General features: G+C 67.0%; 19 protein-coding genes. 11 read left to right on the forward strand and 8 right to left on the reverse strand.

What is annotated here, in order from left to right; translation table 11 throughout:
- The first annotated feature begins 25 nt into the window (after positions 1 to 25).
- Entirely contained in the window at positions 26 to 1,135 is a 1,110-nt protein-coding gene (locus ACGHN1_RS09735) for a homoserine O-acetyltransferase (RefSeq protein ID WP_390550748.1), read from the forward strand.
- Positions 1,128 to 1,721, forward strand: coding sequence for a methionine biosynthesis protein MetW (metW, locus tag ACGHN1_RS09740; RefSeq protein ID WP_390550749.1), 594 nt, complete (start codon positions 1,128 to 1,130; stop codon positions 1,719 to 1,721). The genes ACGHN1_RS09735 and metW overlap by 8 nt, the downstream gene beginning before the upstream one ends.
- Here metW and fghA read toward each other — a convergent pair.
- The 4 genes from fghA to ACGHN1_RS09760 form a co-directional block, all read right to left on the reverse strand.
- The gene (gene fghA / locus ACGHN1_RS09745) at positions 1,718 to 2,551 is read right to left on the reverse strand and encodes an S-formylglutathione hydrolase (protein ID WP_390550750.1); all 834 of its coding nucleotides are present in this window, start codon (positions 2,549 to 2,551) and stop codon (positions 1,718 to 1,720) included. The two genes, metW and fghA, sit on opposite strands and share 4 nt — an antisense overlap.
- A 63-nt stretch (positions 2,552 to 2,614) precedes the next feature.
- Positions 2,615 to 3,007 (reverse strand): VOC family protein, encoded by a 393-nt coding sequence (locus ACGHN1_RS09750; RefSeq protein WP_390550751.1) that lies wholly within the window; start codon positions 3,005 to 3,007, stop codon positions 2,615 to 2,617.
- 24 nt (positions 3,008 to 3,031) lie between these two features.
- Positions 3,032 to 3,388 carry a cupin domain-containing protein gene (locus ACGHN1_RS09755; RefSeq protein ID WP_390550752.1) on the reverse strand — a complete coding sequence of 119 codons (357 nt, stop codon included), beginning with the start codon at positions 3,386 to 3,388 and terminating at the stop codon, positions 3,032 to 3,034.
- Entirely contained in the window at positions 3,388 to 4,497 is a 1,110-nt protein-coding gene (locus ACGHN1_RS09760; protein WP_390550753.1) for an S-(hydroxymethyl)glutathione dehydrogenase/class III alcohol dehydrogenase, read from the reverse strand. The genes ACGHN1_RS09755 and ACGHN1_RS09760 overlap by 1 nt, the downstream gene beginning before the upstream one ends.
- A 110-nt stretch (positions 4,498 to 4,607) precedes the next feature.
- Between ACGHN1_RS09760 and ACGHN1_RS09765 the strand changes: the two genes are divergently transcribed.
- The 5 genes from ACGHN1_RS09765 (at position 4,608) to ACGHN1_RS09785 (ending at position 9,066) form a co-directional block, all read left to right on the forward strand.
- Complete coding sequence (locus ACGHN1_RS09765) at positions 4,608 to 5,003, forward strand: hypothetical protein (protein WP_390550754.1); 396 nt, start codon at positions 4,608 to 4,610, stop codon at positions 5,001 to 5,003.
- A gap of 70 nt (positions 5,004 to 5,073) precedes the next feature.
- A complete protein-coding gene (locus tag ACGHN1_RS09770; protein WP_390550755.1) occupies positions 5,074 to 5,532 on the forward strand; it encodes a hypothetical protein in 459 nt (152 codons plus the stop codon).
- A gap of 85 nt (positions 5,533 to 5,617) precedes the next feature.
- Positions 5,618 to 6,289, forward strand: a complete 672-nt coding sequence (locus tag ACGHN1_RS09775; protein WP_390550919.1) for a glutathione S-transferase family protein — start codon at positions 5,618 to 5,620, stop codon at positions 6,287 to 6,289.
- A gap of 85 nt (positions 6,290 to 6,374) precedes the next feature.
- Positions 6,375 to 6,773: a peptide-methionine (R)-S-oxide reductase MsrB gene (gene msrB / locus ACGHN1_RS09780; RefSeq protein ID WP_390550756.1), complete on the forward strand. Its 399-nt coding sequence runs from the start codon at positions 6,375 to 6,377 to the stop codon at positions 6,771 to 6,773.
- A gap of 214 nt (positions 6,774 to 6,987) precedes the next feature.
- Complete coding sequence (locus ACGHN1_RS09785) at positions 6,988 to 9,066, forward strand: transglycosylase domain-containing protein (RefSeq protein WP_390550920.1); 2,079 nt, start codon at positions 6,988 to 6,990, stop codon at positions 9,064 to 9,066.
- An 82-nt stretch (positions 9,067 to 9,148) separates the two neighbouring features.
- Here the strand turns inward: ACGHN1_RS09785 and ACGHN1_RS09790 are convergent, their stop codons facing one another.
- The 3 genes from ACGHN1_RS09790 to hflK form a co-directional block, all read right to left on the reverse strand.
- A complete protein-coding gene (locus ACGHN1_RS09790) occupies positions 9,149 to 10,684 on the reverse strand; it encodes a Do family serine endopeptidase (protein WP_390550757.1) in 1,536 nt (511 codons plus the stop codon).
- Positions 10,685 to 10,817: 133 nt separating this feature from the next.
- A complete protein-coding gene (gene hflC, locus ACGHN1_RS09795) occupies positions 10,818 to 11,663 on the reverse strand; it encodes a protease modulator HflC (RefSeq protein ID WP_390550758.1) in 846 nt (281 codons plus the stop codon).
- Between the two features lies 1 nt (position 11,664).
- Positions 11,665 to 12,852 (reverse strand): protease modulator HflK, encoded by a 1,188-nt coding sequence (gene hflK, locus ACGHN1_RS09800; RefSeq protein WP_390550759.1) that lies wholly within the window; start codon positions 12,850 to 12,852, stop codon positions 11,665 to 11,667.
- A 77-nt stretch (positions 12,853 to 12,929) separates the two neighbouring features.
- Between hflK and ACGHN1_RS09805 the strand changes: the two genes are divergently transcribed.
- The 4 genes from ACGHN1_RS09805 to ACGHN1_RS09820 are packed head-to-tail and all read left to right on the forward strand — an operon-like array spanning position 12,930 to position 18,628.
- Positions 12,930 to 13,892: an Mrp/NBP35 family ATP-binding protein gene (locus ACGHN1_RS09805; protein WP_390550760.1), complete on the forward strand. Its 963-nt coding sequence runs from the start codon at positions 12,930 to 12,932 to the stop codon at positions 13,890 to 13,892.
- The gene (locus ACGHN1_RS09810; protein WP_390550761.1) at positions 13,871 to 16,168 is read left to right on the forward strand and encodes a molybdopterin cofactor-binding domain-containing protein; all 2,298 of its coding nucleotides are present in this window, start codon (positions 13,871 to 13,873) and stop codon (positions 16,166 to 16,168) included. The genes ACGHN1_RS09805 and ACGHN1_RS09810 overlap by 22 nt, the downstream gene beginning before the upstream one ends.
- A gap of 10 nt (positions 16,169 to 16,178) precedes the next feature.
- Positions 16,179 to 17,201 carry a ferrochelatase gene (gene hemH, locus ACGHN1_RS09815; protein ID WP_390550762.1) on the forward strand — a complete coding sequence of 341 codons (1,023 nt, stop codon included), beginning with the start codon at positions 16,179 to 16,181 and terminating at the stop codon, positions 17,199 to 17,201.
- 44 nt (positions 17,202 to 17,245) lie between these two features.
- Positions 17,246 to 18,628 (forward strand): cytochrome P450, encoded by a 1,383-nt coding sequence (locus ACGHN1_RS09820; protein ID WP_390550763.1) that lies wholly within the window; start codon positions 17,246 to 17,248, stop codon positions 18,626 to 18,628.
- Here ACGHN1_RS09820 and ACGHN1_RS09825 read toward each other — a convergent pair.
- On the reverse strand, positions 18,625 to 18,783 hold the full coding sequence (locus ACGHN1_RS09825; RefSeq protein ID WP_390550764.1) for a DUF1674 domain-containing protein: 159 nt from the start codon (positions 18,781 to 18,783) through the stop codon (positions 18,625 to 18,627). The genes ACGHN1_RS09820 and ACGHN1_RS09825 overlap by 4 nt on opposite strands.
- Positions 18,784 to 18,818 lie beyond the last annotated feature (35 nt).

An 18,818-nucleotide genomic window follows, 5' to 3' on the forward strand; every position in this document is an offset into this window, starting at 1 on the left:
TTCGACAACGCTTAAGAGCCTCCGCGTGACGGGCAATGCACAGATCTGCAAGCTTTCCGGACCCCTGCAGCTCGACGGCGGAAGCCTGCTCGAAGGGGTCGAGATCGCCTATGCCGCCTATGGCGAACTGGCGGCGGACAGGTCGAACGCCATCCTCGTCTGCCATGCCCTGACCGGCGATCAATACGTCGCGGACACCCATCCGATCACCGGGAAGCCCGGCTGGTGGGAACGCATGGTCGGGCCCGGCAAGCCGATCGACACGAACCGCTATCACGTCATCTGCGCCAATGTCATCGGCAGCTGCATGGGCTCGACGGGGCCTGCCAGCATCGCGTCCGATGGCAGCCCCTACGCCATGCGCTTTCCGGTCATCACCATCCGCGACATGGTGCGTGGGCTCGTCGGCCTGCTCGACATGATGGGGATAGAGCGGCTGCACGCGGTGGTCGGCGGATCGATGGGCGGGATGCAGGCACTCAGCCTCGCCGCCAACTGGCCCGAGCGCACGGCCCGGGTGCTCGCCGTCGCCACCACCGCGCGGCACAGCGCACAGAACATCGCCTTCCACGAGGTCGGGCGCCAGGCGATCATGGCCGACCCGAACTGGCGACAGGGGGATTATTATGGCGAGGACGCCCAGCCCGATGCCGGGCTGGCGGTGGCGCGTATGGCGGCGCACATCACCTACCTTTCCGAGGACGGGCTGACCGGCAAATTCGGACGCCGGCTGCAGGACCGCCCGGACGGAACCAAGGGAGCCAAGAGCTTCGGCTTCGATGCCGATTTCCAGGTCGAAAGCTATTTGCGCTATCAGGGCAGCGGCTTCACCAAGCGCTTCGATGCCAACAGCTATCTCTACATCACCCGGGCGATGGACTATTTCGATCTGGCCGAGGAGCACGGCGGGCGGCTGGCGGATGCGTTCGCGGGAAGCGAGGCCCGCTTCTGCCTGGTCAGCTTCGACAGCGACTGGCTCTATCCGACGGCGGAAAGCCGCCACGTGGTCCACGCGCTGAATGCCGCGGGAGCACCGGTGAGCTTCGTCGAACTGTCGGCACCGCACGGGCATGACAGCTTCCTGCTCGAACACGAAGCGCTCGACCGGGTGGTGCGGGGCTTCCTCGATGGCTGAGCACGCCCTTCGTCCCGACCTTTCGGTGATCGCCGAGCGCATCGAGGCGGGCCGCCGGGTGCTCGACATCGGCTGCGGCGACGGCGCGCTGATGGCGGCGCTGCGCGCCCAGGGTTGCGACGTGCGCGGCATCGAGATCGACGCGATCTGCGTCGCGCGCTGCGTCGGCCAGGGGCTCAGCGTCGTCCAGGGCGATGCCGACCGCGACCTGGCGGATTACCCGGATGCCGGGTTCGACTATGCCGTGCTCAGCCAGACCTTGCAGACCACGGCGCGGCCCGACCGGATGCTCGAACAGCTGCTCCGGGTCGGGCGCCGGGCCTTCGTCAGCTTTCCCAATTTCGCGCATTGGCGCACCCGCGCCGCGCTGATGTTCGGCGGCCGCATGCCGGTGACCAATGCGCTGCCGGTGAGCTGGTACGAGACACCCAACATCCACCACGTCACGGTCCGCGATTTCCGCGAACTCGCGCGGGAGAAAGCGGCGGCGATCGAACGTGAATGGTTCTTTGCCGGCGGGCACGCCATCGGCGCATCCGCCGCCAATATCCGCGCCGAATTCGCCGTCTTCGAACTCAGCCGCTAGGCCAGCCGCGCCGCGTGCCAGGCCACATGATCGGCCATGAAGGTCGAGATGAAGTAATAGGAGTGGTCGTAGCCCTCCTGCATCCGGATCGTCGGGCTCATGCCGGCCTTCGCGCAGGCCATCGACAGCGCTCCGGTCCTGAGCTGCTCCTCGAGAAACTGGTCGGCGGTCCCCTGGTCGACGAGGATGTGATCGTGCCGCGCCCCATCCTCGATCAAGGCAACCGAATCGTATTCGCGCCAGGCCGACCGGTCCTCGCCGAGATAGCGCGACAGCGCCTTTTCTCCCCAGGGAACCTGGCTTGGCGCAACTACGGGTGAGAAGGCGCTGATTGAGCGGAACTTGTCAGGATTACGCAAGCCGATGGTGAGCGCACCATGTCCGCCCATGCTGTGGCCCGTGATCGCCTGGCGCGCGAGATCGATCGGAAATTCCCTCGCGACCAATTGCGGCAGTTCGTCCTCGACATAGCTGCGCATGCGGAAGTTTTCGGACCACGGGGCCTGGGTCGCGTCGACATAGAAGCCCGCGCCCTTGCCGAAATCATATTCGCCTTCGGCATCGGGCACGTCCTCGCCGCGCGGAGAGGTATCGGGGGCGACGAAGACCACGCCGTGTTCGGCACAGGCGGCGCGGTATTCGCCCTTCTCGGTCACGTTGGCATGGGTGCAGGTGAGGCCGGAGAGATACCACAGCACCGGCAGCGTCGTGCCGTCCGCGTGCGGGGGCACATAGACCGAGAAGGTCATATCCGTTCCCGTCGCTTCCGACGAATGCGAAAGAACGAATTGTTCGCCGCCGAAGGCGCGGTTCTGGGAGAGGTATTCCATCGGCCGGACCTCCTTGTGTGGAGGCAGGGGATCAACCCCGCTGCGACGAGCGGAGCCGGTTCATCAGCCCGGACGATAGATGCCGCAGATCTTGTGGCCGTCGAGATCGCGGAAATAGGACAGGTGCACCGGGCCCATGGTGGTTTCGCGCAGACCCGGGGGATCCTCGCAAGTGGTGCCGCCCGCCGCGATCGCCGCGTCGTGGAGTTCCTTGACCTGCTCCGCGCTGTCGCACTTGAAGCCGATCGTCATCCCGTTGGCGCAGGTCGCGGGCTGACCGTCGATCGGCTGGCTGAGCGCGAGGACGTTGCCGTTGTGCATGAAGAAGACCCGCTCGTGCCCCGAGGAGGCGGTGTTGTCCATCGAACCCTGAACGCCGAGCACCGCGAGCGTCTTGGTCCAGAATTCCTTGGACTTCTGAATGTCGTTGGTCCCGATCATGATGTGGTTGAACATTGTCATGCTCCTCTTGCTGATGGGTCAGATATCGACGGCGTGCGTGGCTGTCGCGGCATCGCCGGTATTGGGTGTGTCGGCGGCGTCCATCACGAAGACCTTGGCTTCGCCCAGCGGTGCACGCGGACGATGCTGCGTGCCGGCGGGCACGACCACCATCTCGCCGGGGCCGAGCGTTTCGGTGCGATCGTGAAAATCGATCTCCAGCCGACCTTCGATCACCAGGAACATCTCGTCGGTGTCGTCGTGCTGGTGCCAGTGGAAGTCGCCTTCGAGCTTGCACAGGCGCACTTCGTTGTCGTTGAAGCGCGCCACGATCTTGGGCGACCATTGTTCGGAAAACAGGCCGAACTTCTCGGCCAGGCTGACCTTGCCGGCCATCAGTCGTAAACCACCACGCTGCGGATGCTCTCGCCCGCATGCATCAGCTCGAAGCCCTTGTTGATCTCCTCGAGCTTGAGCACGTGGGTGATCATGGGGTCGATCTGGATCTTGCCGTCCATGTACCAGTCGACGATCTTGGGCACATCGGTGCGTCCCCTGGCGCCGCCGAACGCCGTACCGCGCCAATTGCGGCCGGTGACCAGCTGGAAGGGCCGCGTCTCGATCGTCTTGCCCGCCTCGGCCACGCCGATGATGATGCTGGTGCCCCAGCCCTTGTGGCAGCATTCGAGCGCCTGGCGCATGACATTGGTGTTGCCGGTGCAGTCGAAACTGTAGTCCGCCCCACCATCGAGCATCGCGACCAGCGTGGCGACCACATCGTCGACCTCCCTGGGATTGACGAAATCGGTCATGCCGAAATGTTCGCCCCAGCTCTTCTTGTCGGCGTTGATGTCGACGCCCACGATGCGGTCCGCGCCCCCCATCTTCGCACCCTGGATGACATTCAGGCCGATCCCGCCGAGCCCGAAGACGACGACATTGTCGCCGGGTTTGACCTGCGCCGTGTTGACCACCGCGCCGACGCCCGTGGTCACGCCGCAGCCGATGTAGCACGTAGTGTGGAACGGTGCGTCCTCGCGGATTTTCGCCACCGCGATCTCCGGCAAAACGGTGAAGTTCGAAAAGGTCGAGCAGCCCATGTAATGGTGGATCGGCTTGCCGTTGTATGAAAAGCGCGTCGTCCCGTCGGGCATCAGGCCTCGCCCTTGCGTCTCGCGGATCGCGCTGCACAGATTGGTCTTGCCGCTGAGGCACATTTTGCACTGGCGGCATTCGGGGGTGTAGAGCGGGATGACGTGATCGCCCTCCTGCACGCTGGTGACGCCCGCACCCACTTCGCGCACCACCCCGCAGCCCTCGTGCCCTAGAATGCTGGGAAAGATCCCCTCGCTGTCGAGCCCGTCGAGCGTGTAGGCATCGGTATGGCAGATGCCGCTCGCCTTGATCTCGACCAGCACCTCGCCCGCCCTGGGACCTTCGAGATCCAGCTCGACCACTTCGAGCGGCTGTTTGGCTTCGAAAGCGACGGCAGCGCGGGTTTTCATATGTAACGATTCTCCTCGTCACCGGCCTAGTGAACCACCTGGCGCCCCGCAAGCCATTCGCCCGCGCGCAATTCGGTTGCGGTTCACTTGGTCATCCCTAGAGCCCAGTCATGCTCACCACGATCCTCGCCGCCATACTTGCCCAAGCGGCTCCCGCGCAGTTTTCCCCCGCCCGAACCCTCCCTCCCCCGGACGAGAACGATCTCGTCGACCTGCCGATCGAGCAGCAGACCGCGCTGCGCTGCGCGGTCGCCATCGCGCTCGCCGCCGAAAGGCAGCGGCAGGGCCAGGCAGAGGGCCAGGATTGGCCCGACCTGCTCGCCCAGCAGCGCGGCCGGGAATTCTTCGTCCGCACCTTCGCGCGCCTGATCGACGACACCGGCCTCACCCGCGAGGATCTCGCCCTGCGCGGCCGGCGGGAAGCCGAGGATCTGACAGCGGACGAAAGCCGGCTCGACGCGGTGATGCCCGCCTGCACGCTGTTGTTCGAGGCTTCGGGTCTCTAGCCCGCTTTCAGCGTCGGTTCATGGCGCGCAGACCAGACAGCGCATCACATCGAAATAAGGGTCGCAGGCCATGATTCGTCGTATGTCTCTCATCGCCGCCGTTCCGCTCGCCGCGGCGGCCGCGCCCGTCGCCGCGCAGGACCTCTATCCGGCGCCGAGCGAGACGGAATCGCTTGAGGCCATGGCGGAAACGCTGTCCGACCCTGCGCGGCAGGAAGAACTGGCCTCCACCGTGGCGGTGATGACCGAGATCCTGCTCGATCTTCCCCTCGCCCCGATCCTCGAGCCCATGGCCGAGATCGCGGCGGAGACCACCGGCGAGCCCATCCGGCTTGTCGATCCCGACGCGACCCTGCGCAAGATCGCGCCCGGCGCCGGCCGTATATCGGGGGAGGTGCAGGACAAACTTCCCCGCGCGATGGACAGCGTGGGGGCCATGAGTGGCGCGGTCGCGCGGATGGTGCCGGCGCTGCGAGAGATGGCGCAGCAGCTGCGCGACACGCTGCCGTCCGATCTCGGCGATCGCTGACGCCACCTCGACCGCGAAAAACCCGGCTATCTCCCCACCCTGCCAGTGGATTTTGCCTACGCGGTGAGGCATGACTGCCGCACATATGTGGCAACTCCACCAATTTCCTCTCTGCCCCTTCAGTCGCAAGGTTCGCCTGGCGCTGGGCGAGAAGAACATCCCCTTCGAACTGGTCACCCAGTTGCCGTGGGAAGGCCGCGAGGAATTGTGGCGGCTGAACGATGCCGGGCGGGTTCCGGTGCTGCACGATCCGGCACGCAGCATCGCCCTGTGCGACAGCCGGGCGATCTGCGAATATCTGGAAGAGACCGGGCAGCACGCCGCCCTGCTCGGCGGCTCGGCGCTGGCCCGGGCGGAAATCCGCCGGCTGGTGGCTCTGTTCGACGAGAATTTCCATGCCGACGTGACCGCACCGCTGCTCCACGAGAAGCTCAAGAAACGCACCGTCTATCGCCAGCCGCCGGATTCGCGCGCGCTGCGCGAAGCGATGAAGCTGGCGCACGGCCACCTCGACTACATCGACTGGCTGGTCGACAACCGCAGCTGGCTTGCCGGAGCGACGATGAGCCTCGCCGATCTCGCCGCGGCGGCGCAGATCTCGGTAGCCGATTACCTCGGCGGTATCGACTGGTCGGGGCACGAGCAGACCCGCAGCTGGTATTCGGTGTTCAAAAGCCGCCCCAGCTTCCGCGCGCTGCTGTCCGAGCGGATGGAAGGCATCGTGCCGCCCAAGCACTACGCGCTGGTCGATGCCTAATTCGCGACCATGGGGACCGCGCCGGGAGTTCGCACGTTTCCTCCCGTGAACGCCCTTCCCGGCCACATACACCGAAGGAATTCGCATGACCGACAAGATGAATCTCACCGATGCCGAATGGCGCGAGAAGCTTTCCCCCGAACAGTATCATGTGCTGCGCGAGAAGGGGACGGAGAGAGCCTTCACGGGAGCCTACGACAAGAACAAGCAGCCGGGCGAGTACCATTGTGCCGCCTGCGGCCAGCTCGTCTTCGAAAGCGCCGACAAATACGACAGCGGATCGGGCTGGCCCAGCTTCACCGCTCCGGCCGAAGGCGACGCGGTGGAAGAACACCGCGATGTCAGTCACGGAATGGTCCGCACCGAAGTCGTCTGCGCCAAATGCGAGAGCCATCTGGGACATGTCTTCCCCGACGGCCCGGGCGAAAACGGGCTCCGCTACTGCATCAATTCCGCGGCGCTGGATTTCGAACCGGAGGCCTGATCTCTGCCGGAGTGCATACTTCTCTCCTCGCCTATTCACCGCCGGTTACAACTCGCCTATGCACCGCGCGCATTCGGGCAATGGATGACATGAATTGGCAGATGGCAGAGGGCGCCAGATAAAGAAGCGCGGGGGCCGCAGGCGCGCTGCCGAGGCGAGCGCGAGCGAACGGCGGCGTGCGCATGCGCGCGGCGAGGGCGGCTGGCGGCTCTGGATGCGGCGGCTGTTCGTCTGGGGCGGCGCGCTGGCGGTGCTCGGCGTGCTGTTCGTTGGCCTCGCGGTCGCATTCGCCGCACGCTCCCTTCCTTCCTACTACCAGCTCAAGGCGACGCAGACCGGCCAGACGATCGTGGTGCGCGCCCGCGACGGGAGCGAGATCGTCGAGCTCGGCCCGAGTTACGGCCAGTGGCTCGCCTGGAACGAGATTCCGCAGGTGATGAAGGATGCGATGATTTCGGTCGAGGACCGGCGCTACTATTCGCATTTCGGCGTCGATCCGGTCCGCCTGACCGGCGCGATCTGGGAAGGGCTGACGGGCGACGATCGCATCGGCGGCACCTCCACCATCACCCAGCAGCTCGCCCGCAACGTCTTCCTCAATTCCAACCGCACGCTCGACCGCAAGCTGCGCGAGGCGGTGCTGGCTCTGGCGATGGAGGCCAAGTTCTCCAAGGAACAGATCCTCGAGCTCTATCTCAACAAGGTCTATTTCGGCGGCGGCGCCTACGGTGTCGATTCCGCCAGCCGCAAGTTCTTCAGCCATCCCGCAACCGAGCTCTCGACCGCCGAGGCGGCAATCATCGCCGGCCTTGTCAAGGCACCCAGCCGCTATTCCCCCACCGCCGACGTCGATGCCGCCGTCGCCCGCGCCAGCGTGGTCCTGCGGCTGATGAAGGAGCAGGGCCGCATTCCTCAGGACGCGACGGTCGATCCCAGCGCCGTGCGGCTGAAAGAGGACAACGGGCAGAACTCGGTGCGCTATTTCACCGACTGGGCGCTGCCCCAGCTCGACCTGCTGCTGCCCGAGACCTTTGAGCCGATCGAGGTCTGGACCACGCTCGACGTCGGCATGCAGCGCGCCGCCACCGCGGCGATCCAGGCCAACACGCCCGGCGGCGCCCAGGGCGCGCTGGTCAGCCTCGACCGCGACGGCGCGATCCTCGCCCTGGTCGGAGGCACCGACTACGTGCAGACCAACTACAACCGCGCGACCGAGGCGCTGCGCCAGCCTGGCTCCTCGTGGAAGCTGTTCGTCTATCTCGCCGCGCTGGAAGCCGGCTACACGCCGGAAGACCGCGTGGTCGACACGCCGGTGACGATCGACGGCTGGAGCCCGCGCAACTCGAGCGGCCGCAATGCCGGGGAGATGAGCCTCAGGACCGCCTTCGCCTATTCGGTCAACACCGTCGCCGCGCAGCTCGGCAACGAGGTCGGCTTCGGCACCGTCGCCTCCATGGCCAAGCGCTTCGGCATCACCACTCCGATCTCGACCTTCCCGGCGATGGTCCTGGGCAGCAGCGAAGTGCGCCTGCTCGACATGACTCGCGCCTTCGCCTCGATCAGCGAGAAGGGCAATTCGGTCGAGCCCTACGGCATCGTCAAGGTAACGACGGCGGAAGGGGAGCTGCTCTATCAGCACGAGCGCGCGCGGCAGGCGCAGCTGATCCCCGATTACGTCGCCGCCGGGATGACCGACCTGTTGCAAACCGCCGTCAACACCGGCACGGGGCGCGCGGCGCAGATCGGCCGCCCGGTCGCCGGAAAGACCGGCACCACCAGTTCCAACAAGGACGGCTATTTCGTCGGCTTTTCCAGCGGCATCACCACCGGGGTATGGATGGGCCGCGACGACAATGCGCGGGTCGGCGGCCTCCAGGGCGGGACCGCCCCGGCCCGCGCCTTCGCCGCCTATATGCGCTATGCGGTGAAGAACCGCCCGGTCGAGGAATTCGAGACCGAGCTCAAGCTTCCCGAATGGCAGCTGGAGCCCGACGAGGAATATCTCTTCGGCGAACCCGACGATTACTATTTCATCGATGAGCAGGGCAATCTGATCGAGCCGGGTCGTGGGGAAGAAGGAAGCCGCGACAATCCTTTCCCGGTCGAGGGCGAACGCCTGCCCGGCGATCTCGACCGTCCGCGCCCGCCGCATGGCCCCGACCGTAGCGAGGACGATCAGGCTGCAAGCGACGACTTTCTGGAACGCGCGACCGGTTCCGAGGATCGCCGCCCGCGTCCGGCGCCACCGCCGACGCCAGTGCCCCAGACCACCCGGAGCCCGGTTCAGCGCTAGCCGGGTGCATTTGCGCCGCGCAAAAAGAAAGCCCCCCGGCCAAGACGGCCGGAGGGCTCCGTGCTTTTTTCGAACCCGAGGATCAGCGCAGGCGAACGGCCTGGTAGACCAGCTGCCCGTTGCGGTTGCGGATGCGCAGCAGCAGCGCCTCGCGGTCCTCGGCCTGGGCCGCGCGGATCGCCGCCTCGAGATCGGCGATGCTGGCGATCTCGCGGTAATTGGCGCTGACGATGATGTCGCCGCGCTGCAGGCCCTTGCGGGCCGCGTCCGACGACTGGTCGACCGCGGCGATGGCGAGCCCGCTGATGTCGGGGCCGGCCCCGAGCTGGCGCGAGATCTGCGGGGTCAGCGGCAGCACCGAGAGCCCGAGCCGGTCCTCGATCGTTCCGCCGTTCTCGCTCGGCGACAGCTCGTCTTCCTGCTGCGCGTTCGGATCGAACATCTGCTGCTGGCGCAGTTCCTCCTCGCTCGGCCGGCGGCCCACGGTCACATTAACGCGGCGGCGATCGCCGTCGCGGACGAGATCGATCGGGATGGTCGTGCCTGGCGCAATGTTGGCGACCAGGAAGGACAGCGTCTGGTCGCTGGTCACGGGCCGGTCGTTGACCCGGATGACGATGTCGCCCGGACGGATGCCCGCGGCTTCGGCCGGCTCGCCAGGCTGGACGGTCTGGACGAATTCGCCCTGGTTCTGCGGCAGACCCAGCGAATCGGCCAGGTCGTCGCTGACCGGCTGGATGCTGACGCCGAGATAGCCGCGCTCGATGTTCTGGCCCTGACGCAGCTGCTCGACGATCGGCGCCGCGGTTTCGGCAGGGATCGCGAAACCGATCCCGACGCTGCCGCCCGAGGGCGAGAAGATCGCGTTGTTGATGCCGATGACGTTGCCCTGCATGTCGAACAGCGGGCCGCCCGAATTGCCGCGATTGATGCTGGCATCGGTCTGGATGTAGCGGTCGTAGGCACCGCCGCCGGTGTTGCGCAGTACCGCCGAGACGATTCCGCTGGTCACCGTTCCGCCGAGGCCGAAGGGATTGCCGATGGCGATCACCCAGTCGCCGGCACGCGCCTGGCTGGAATCGCCGAACCGGACGTAGGGAAAGTCGTCGCGACCGCTGACCTTGAGCACCGCGAGATCGCTCGCCGCATCGTTGCCGACCAGCTCGGCATCGTATTCGGTGCCGTCGGGAAGGGTCACGGTTATCTCTTCCACCGTGCCGCGTCCGGTCGGGCTGACGACATGGTTGTTGGTCACGATGTAGCCGTCGGCCGAGATGAAGAAGCCCGAGCCGAGCGACTGGCCCTCGCGGAACTGCGGCTCCTGCTGCTGGCCGCGGCGCTGGTTGAACAGTTCCTCGAAGGGTGTGCCGGCGAAGGGGTTGCCGCCCTGGCTCACCTGAACCCGCTGCCGGGTCGAGATGTTGACCACCGCCGGCTGCAATTGTGCTGTCAGCGCCGCGAAACTTTCGGGCGCGCCTTCGCGCGGCACCGCGCTGGCCATGCGGCTGTCGTCGTTCTGTGCCACCTGGGCGCCGGCCGGGTAACCGGTCGCCAACGAAATCGCGGCCCCGCCAACCAGCAGGGCACTCGTCAGTCCATAGGCATATCGCACGGGCATCACCTTCTTGCTCTCATTTCCATCAGTGTCGCAGGGCGCGCGAAAAAGACGCTCCGCCCCGTCAGATCGGGGTCAATTACATCCGTATCCGCTGAACGCGGATTGAACGCCGCGGGTCCCGCTCGACGAACGGTCAACGGCCTCCGCGGAACTGCCGCAGATACTCGTTCTGGTCGTCCATGATGATCGAACTCTGGCCCTGTCCCGACTGGAACGTGGTGCGGTAGGACTGCATGGCGCGGTAGAAATCGTAGAAGTCCGGATCCTTGCCATAGGCCTCGGCATAGATCTGCGCGGCTTCCGCTTCGGATTCGGCGCGGATGATCTGCGCATCGCGGCGGCCGCCGGCGCGGATCGTCTCGGCCTCTTCCTGCCGATCGGACTGCATGCGGGTGAAGGCGGCCTGGAGCGGCGTGCCCTCCGGCAGGTCCGCGCGCTTGATGCGCACGTCGAGGACCTGCGCTCCGTATTGCCGCGCTTCCTCGTCCAGTTCGGCGCGGATGTTCTCCATCGCATTGCCGCGTTCGGGCGTCAGCAGGCTGGCGAAGGTGCGCCGGCCGAGCTCCTGGCGAAGCACCGAGGTGAGGATCGGCTCGAGCTGGTTCTTGAGCAGCTCTTCCGAACCGGCGCGTTCGACGAACAGGACCGGATCGAAGATGCGGAACCGGGCATAGGCGTTGACCTCGAGACGCTGCTGGTCGTTGGAAAGGACGGTCTCCCCTTCCATGTCGAGGTCCTGGATGCGTCGGTCGACCATCTGGATACGCTCGATCAGCGGGATGCGGTACCACAGCCCGGCCCCGGTCGAACCGTAGGGCTCGTCGGGATCGAAGCGGTTGATCACGCTCACCGGTTCACCCGTGCGGATCTTCACCGCCTGGTGGGTCTCGGGGACGATCACGATCGAGCTGAGCAGCGCGATGATCAGGGCGATCACCGCGATGATCGTGAGCTTGTGGTTCTGCCAGACGTTTTCCATCCTACTGCTCCCCCCCGTTCGAGGGACCGGCGGACGGCGGCGTGGCCTGCTGCGCCCGGCGACGGATTTCCGGCAGCGGCAGGTAGGGCGTCACCCCGTCGGCCTCGACGATGGTCTTGTCGGTGTTGGCGAGCACGCTCTCCATGGTCTCGTAATAGAGCCGGCGACGGGTCACTTCGGGCGCCAGCCGATACTGCTCGTAGATCTCGTTGAACTCCGCGGCACTACCCTGCGCGGCGGCGAGCAGCTGCTGCTCGTAACGGCGCGCCTCGTTCAGATTGCGCTCGCGGTCCTGGCGCGCGGCGAGGACGTCGTTGAACGCCTCGATCACTTGCTCGGGCGCTTCGGTCCGGGCGATCTCGACGCCCTGCACCGCGATCCCCGCACCGTAGGCATCGAGGATTTCCTGCATCCGGCTGCGCACCCGGCTCTCGACCTGTTCGCGCCCCTCGCCGGACAGCACCCGGTCGAGTTCCGTCTCGGCCACCGCGGCCCGCATTGCCGCCTCGCCGACCTCGCGCAGGGTGTCCTGCGGATCGGCCAGTTCGAAGCGGAATTGCACCAGATCCTTGATGTTCCAGCGCACGACATAGGACAGGTCGACCAGGTTCTGATCGCCGGTGAGGATCAGGTTTTCCCCGCCGTCGCCGATGGTCTCGGTGCGGATCTCGCTGACGTCCTGCACGTCCACCGACTGGATCGGCCAGGGCAGGGTGAAGTTCGTGCCGGGCGACATGGTGTGGGAATATTTGCTGCCGAACCAGGTGACGAGGCCCTGTTCGCGCGGCTGGACGAAGTGGATGCTGGTAAACAGCACCCAGATCGCGACCACCGCGCCGATGATCAGCGGGGCCCAGCTCTTGCCGCCCGGCCGCGTGGGAATGCGGAAATTGGGCCCGCCCGGTCCGCCGCCGCCACCCAGGCGACGCGGCCCTTCGGGTCCACGATTCTTGAAGATATCCTCGATATTGGCGGAACGGCGGGGCCCGCCGCGGCCTCCGGAGCCACCCGAACCCGGCGGCAGCCACGGGTTCCTGGGGCCGCCCGATTTCGAAGGTTTGTCCGCCTTGGGCGCATCGTCCCCGGAATCGCCGCCCGATTCCCCATCGCCCCCCGAAGGCCTACCCCAGGGATTGCGGCCGGCCATCGCCAGCCCGATCTTTCGTCCGAACCCGTCCAGAATTCTCATGCTGCTATGTATAGGTGTGGTTTGGCGGAATAACAGGGGTTGTGCGCGGCTTTTCGATCCGGCACCCGCGCCAGTCGATGAGCGACACCGAAATCATCGCCTCCCTCCCCGCGTCGATCGCCGCGCGCGTCGTCTCGGGCGGGGTCAAGGACGGGCGCGCCATCGTCGTCGTCGATGTCGCCGGCCTCGACAACACTGCTCGGGGTGAGATCGAAAATGCCGTTCGCGATCTGATCGGTGCCCGCGAGGATGTCGACGAGGTCCGCGTGGTGCTGACCGCCGAGAAGAGGGCGCGGCGCATCATCGCCGTGGGATCGGGCAAGGGCGGGGTCGGCAAGTCCACGCTGACCGCCAATCTCGCCATCGCGCTCAGGAACCTTGGTCATGCGGTAGGTCTCGTCGATGCCGATATCTACGGCCCGTCGCAGCCGACCATCCTCGGCAATCGCGGCAAGCGACCCGAACTCGCCGGCAACAAGCTCGTGCCCGTGCCCAATCGCTGGGACGTGCCGGTGCTCTCGATGGGCCATCTGGTCGAGGAAGGCGCGGCGATCGCCTGGCGCGGGCCGATGGCGGGCAATGCGCTGGGCCAGCTGGTCGATGCCGAATGGGGACCGGCGGACCTGCTGCTGGTCGATCTGCCACCCGGGACCGGCGACGTCCAGTTGACCATGCTGCAGAAGTTCAAGCCCGCCGGCGCGGTTCTGGTCTCGACCCCGCAGGATCTTGCGCTGATCGATGCGGCGCGGGCCGGATCGCTGTTCGAACAGTCCAAGGTGCCGGTGATCGGGCTGGTCGAGAACATGTCCGGCTATGTCTGCCCGCATTGCGGCGAGGTGTCCGATCCGTTCGGCACCGGCGGCGTCGAACGGGCCGCAGAGGGGCTGGAACTGCCCTTCCTCGGCCGCATTCCGCTCGCGCTCGGCATTCGCCAGGGAAGCGATTCCGGCGAGCCGCCCGCCGCGCAGGGCGGCGAGCTTGCCGCACCCTTCGAGGCGATCGCCCGCAAGGTCTCCGAATGGCTTGGCGCGAACGCCTGACCACCCTTCCGGTCACGCGCCGCCAGGTGTTCACCGGCGCGGCGCTGGGCGGGGGGTTGGTGGTCGCATGGCGGCTGTGGCCGCGAAGCTACGACCCCCCGCTCGAACCCGCGCCCGGCGAAACCGGCTTCGGTGCCTGGCTGACGGTCGCCCGCGACGGGGTGGTGACGGTCGCCGTGCCGCAACTGGAGATGGGTCAGGGGGTGACCACGCTGTTGCCGCAGGTCGTGGCGATGGAGATGGGTGCCGACTGGCGGCAGGTCGCGGTGATCCCCGCTCCGCCCAGCGGCGCGCAGCCCAATGTCCCGCTCGCCGGCAAGTGGAAGCCGCTGTGGGCCCGGCTTCCCGCGCTCGCCAATGCTCAAAGGTTCGCCAGCGAGACCCGTTTCATCGCCACCGCCGACGGCACCAGTCTCGCCGCCTACGAGACGCCGGCGCGCGAGGCGGGCGCGACCGCGCGCGCGCTGATGGCGATGGCGGCGGCCGATAGGTGGAACGTCGCCTGGGAGGAATGCGATGTCGCGCAGGGCATCGTGTCGCACGGAAACAACCGCGCCACCTTCGGCGAGCTGGCCGAGGATGCGGCGGGCTTCGATCCTCCCGATCCACCGCCGTTGCGCACCGAGGCACCGCTGGATGCGCCGGAGGATGCCGTGGTCCTCGGGGAAACCGGGGCTTCAACGCGTTATCCCCGGCTCGACCTGCCCGCCAAGGTCGACGGCAGCTTTCTCTTCGCCGGCGACGTGCGGCTTCCGGGCATGGTCCACGCCTCGATTCGCCATGGACCCATGGGTCTTCCCGAATTGACCGGGTTCGATCCTGCGTTGGCTGCCCGGGTTCCGGGGGTCATCACCCTGGTCACCTCGCGGCGCTGGATCGCCGCCGTCGCCGAAAGCTGGTGGCAGGCGGAGCAGGCCCTTGCGGCCATGCGCCCGCGGTTCTCGGGGCCAAAGGCCGTCGATCACGGCACGATAGGGGAACGGCTCGACGCCGGACTGGCCACGGGCGAGGCACACCGGATCACCACGCGCGGCGAGCCCGACGCCGCGCTCGCCGACCCCGAGTTCGTCCGGCGCTACGACATCGGGCCAGCGGTGCACAATGCGATCGAGACGGCGAGTGCGACCGCGCATTTCGCCGATGGCAAGCTGGAACTGTGGATCGCCAGCCAGGCACCCGAAGCCGCGAGGCGGGCTGCGGCGAAGGCGATCGGATTGTCGGACGGCGACGTGGTGCTCTATCCCATGGGTGCCGGGGGCAGCTTCGATGCGCGGCTGGAACGCCAGCACGCGATCGAGGCGGCGCAGATCGCCTACGAAATCGGCCGCCCGGTGCAGCTGACCTGGCCGCGGCGCGAGGAGGCCAAGACGCTGCCGCCCCGCACTCCACTGGCAATCCGGCTGACCGCGGCACTGGCTGAGGAAGGCCTGCCCGCCGCCTGGCGCGCGCGCGTCGCCTGCCCCGCGACGGTGCGCGAATTCGGTAACCGCCTGTTCGACAATTCGACTCCGGAGGCAGCGATTCGCGAGGCTGCGGGCGAGGCCGATCCGCTGGCGCTCGAAGGGGCCATGTCGCCCTACACGATCCCGGCGGTGGCGATCGACCATGTCCCGGTGACGCTCGACCTGCCGACCGGGCGGCTGCGCGGCAATGCCCCGGCCTATACCGCCTTCGCCAACGAATGTTTCGTCGACGAACTGGCGCGCGCGGCCGGGCGCGATCCCTTTCTCTACCGCATGGCGATGCTGGGGGCGGACGGGCGCATGGCCGACGTGCTGCGGCGCGCCACCCGGTTCGGCGGCTGGGATGGCGGCGGCGAAGGCAGCGGACAGGGCCTGGCGATGGTCCGGATGGAAGGGCCGGGCGGCGAGAGCGAGGACGCCGGCTTCATTGCCTGTGTCGCGCAGGCGCGGCTGGGGGCCGGCGGAGTCCAGGTCGAACGGCTGACCGCGGTCGTCGATATCGGCCGCATCGTGAACCGCGACCTCGCCCGGCAGCAGATCGAGGGCGGGCTGATCTTCGGCCTGTCGCTCGCCACCGGATCGAGCCCCGAATGGGTTGCGGGCCGGCCGGAGCCTGCGAGCCTGCGCGACATGGGCCTGCCGACGCTGGCGAGCATGCCCGAGATCGCGCTCGATTTCGTGGAGAGCGAAGCCGCGCCCTTCGATCCCGGCGAGCTCGGCGTGGCGGTCGCGCCGCCGGCCATCGCCAACGCGCTGTTCGCCGCGACCGGGCTTCGCTTCCGGCGCCTGCCGCTGCTATCGGAAGGATTGTGAGAATACCGACATGACATGGCAGCCCCAGTCCCTTCCAGGCGATCATCCTGCGGTTCTCAGCGGCGGCATCGGCGTGCTGCTGGTCAATCTCGGCACGCCTGATGCGGCCGATACGGGCTCGGTCCGGCGCTATCTCGGCGAGTTCCTGTCCGACCGGCGCGTGGTCGAGATCCCCGCCATTGCCTGGCAGCCGATCCTGCGCGGAATCATCCTCAACACCCGCCCGAAGAAGAGCGCCGAGGCCTATCGCAAGGTCTGGCGCGAAGACGGCTCCCCGCTCGCCGCGATCACCCGGGCCCAGGCGGAAAAGCTCCAGGCCCGTCTGGGCGATACCGTGCGGGTCGACTGGGCGATGCGTTACGGCACGCCGGCGATCGGCGATCGGCTTCAGGCGCTGATGGATGCCGGATGCGAGCGCATTCTGCTGGCTCCGCTCTACCCGCAATATTGCGCCGCGACGACTGCGACGGTTGTGGACAAGGCTGCGGACAAGCTGCGGGAAATGCGTTGGCAACCTTCGCTGCGCACCCTGCCGCCCTATCACGACGATCCGGCCTATATCGAAGCGCTGGCGAGCGACATCGGCGCCCAGCTCGACGCGCTCGCGTTCTCGCCCGAGGTGCTGCTGCTGAGCTTCCACGGCATGCCGGAGCGCACGCTGCATCTCGGCGATCCCTACCACTGTCACTGCCGCAAGACCGCGCGGCTGCTCGGCGACAAACTTGCCGGTCGCGGTTTGGAAATCCGGACCAGCTTCCAGTCGCGCTTCGGCCGGGCCAAATGGCTCGAACCCGCAACCGACGCCACGATCGCGGAACTGGCGGCGGGCGGAACCAGGCGCCTGGCCATCGCCGCACCGGGTTTTTCCGCCGATTGTCTCGAGACTCTGGAAGAACTCGCGATCCAGGGTCGCGAGCAGTTCGAGGCGGCGGGCGGCGAGGACTTTGCCGCGCTTTCCTGCCTCAACGACGGCGATGCGGGGATGGCGATGCTGGAGACGATCGTCCGCCGCGAACTGGCGGGGTGGATTTAGCCGGCGCGCTTACTTACACGGGCGTAAGTTGTCAGGAGCAACCCATGGCCACCCTCGCCGCCCACCAACCGCCCGAATTCCAGCCGACCCATTGGCGCAATCGCCTCCCGCCCGAACATCTCGACCACATTCCTGGCGAGAAGGGCGCGCCGCTGGTCGGGCACACCTTCAACCAGTTGAAGGACCCACACGCCTTTTCCCGGCGCATGTTCGAGACCTACGGTCCGGTCTACAAGGTCCGCACCATGGGCGCCTGGCACGTCGCGCTGATCGGGGCGGAGGCCAATGAGCTGATGCTGTTCGATCGGGCGAAGATCTTCTCCTCCGATCAGGGCTGGAGCCCCGTGCTGCACCGGCTGTTTCCTGGCGGCCTGATGCTGCTCGATTTCGATCATCACCGCGCCGACCGCCGGGCGCTCTCGATCGCCTTCAAGCCGGGGCCGATGCGGCATTACGCCGACAGCCTCAACCGCGGGATCTCGCAGCGCGTGCAGGAGTGGGGCGCGGGCCCCATGACGTTCTATCCGGCGATCAAGCAGCTGACGCTCGACCTCGCCGCCGACAGCTTCATCGGCCTGCCCTTCGGTCCCGAGGCGGATCGGATCAACCAAGCCTTCGTCGACATGGTCCAGGCCTCGATCGCCCCGATCCGCAAGCCGCTGCCCTTCACCAGGATGAAGAAGGGGGTCGACGGCCGCGCCTTCCTTGTCGACTATTTCACCCGCGAGACCCGGCGGCGCCGGGCCGAGGGCGGCGGGCAGGACATGTTCAGCCAGTTCGCCACCGCCGAGTTCGAGGACGGCAGCCTGATGAGCGTCGAGGCGGTGGTCGACCACATGAACTTCCTGATGATGGCGGCGCACGACACCATCACCTCGAGCGCCACCTCGCTGGTCTATCTGCTGGCGAAGCACCCGGCATGGCAGGACCGGCTGCGCGAGGAACTGCGCGCGATCACCGGCGACAGCGGCGACTTGTCTTACGACGATCTCGGCAAGCCGGAGCTGACCGAGATGGCGTTCAAGGAGGCGCTCCGCATGATCCCCCCGGTTCCGAGCATCCCCCGCCGGGCGCTGCGCAGTTTCGACTACGCCGGCTACACCATTCCCGCCGGCGCCTCGGTCGGGATCAACCCGCATCTCGTCCATCATCTGGAAGAGCACTGGCCGGACCCCGATCGCTTCGATCCGGAGCGTTTCACCGCGAACGAGGTGAAGGCCCGGCACAAATACGCCTGGGTCCCCTTCGGCGGCGGCGCGCACATGTGCCTGGGGCTGCATTTCGCCTACATGCAGATCAAGGTGCTGATGGCGCAGCTTCTGACCCGCTACCGGATCGAGGCGGAGGAGGGCTACGATCCCGACTGGCAGGCCTGGCCGATCCCCCAGCCCAAGGACGGACTGAAAATCGCGCTCAAGCCGCTTTAGCTGAAGTCGATGGCGATGCCGTCCTTCACCCAGTCGCCGTAACGGGTTGGGCTGAGCTCTTCCTCGTTCGGACATCTCTCTGGTGCCGGAGGCGGCTCGTTGGTCCAGTGGGCGGGCTTCTCGAAACCCTCGGGTCGTTTGGTGGCGCGTTCCATACGACAGGAATGCGCGGGCTGGCGCGCGGTTTCAA

The sequence above is a fragment of the Qipengyuania sp. MTN3-11 genome (assembly GCF_042851825.1).
Lineage (GTDB): Bacteria > Pseudomonadota > Alphaproteobacteria > Sphingomonadales > Sphingomonadaceae > Qipengyuania.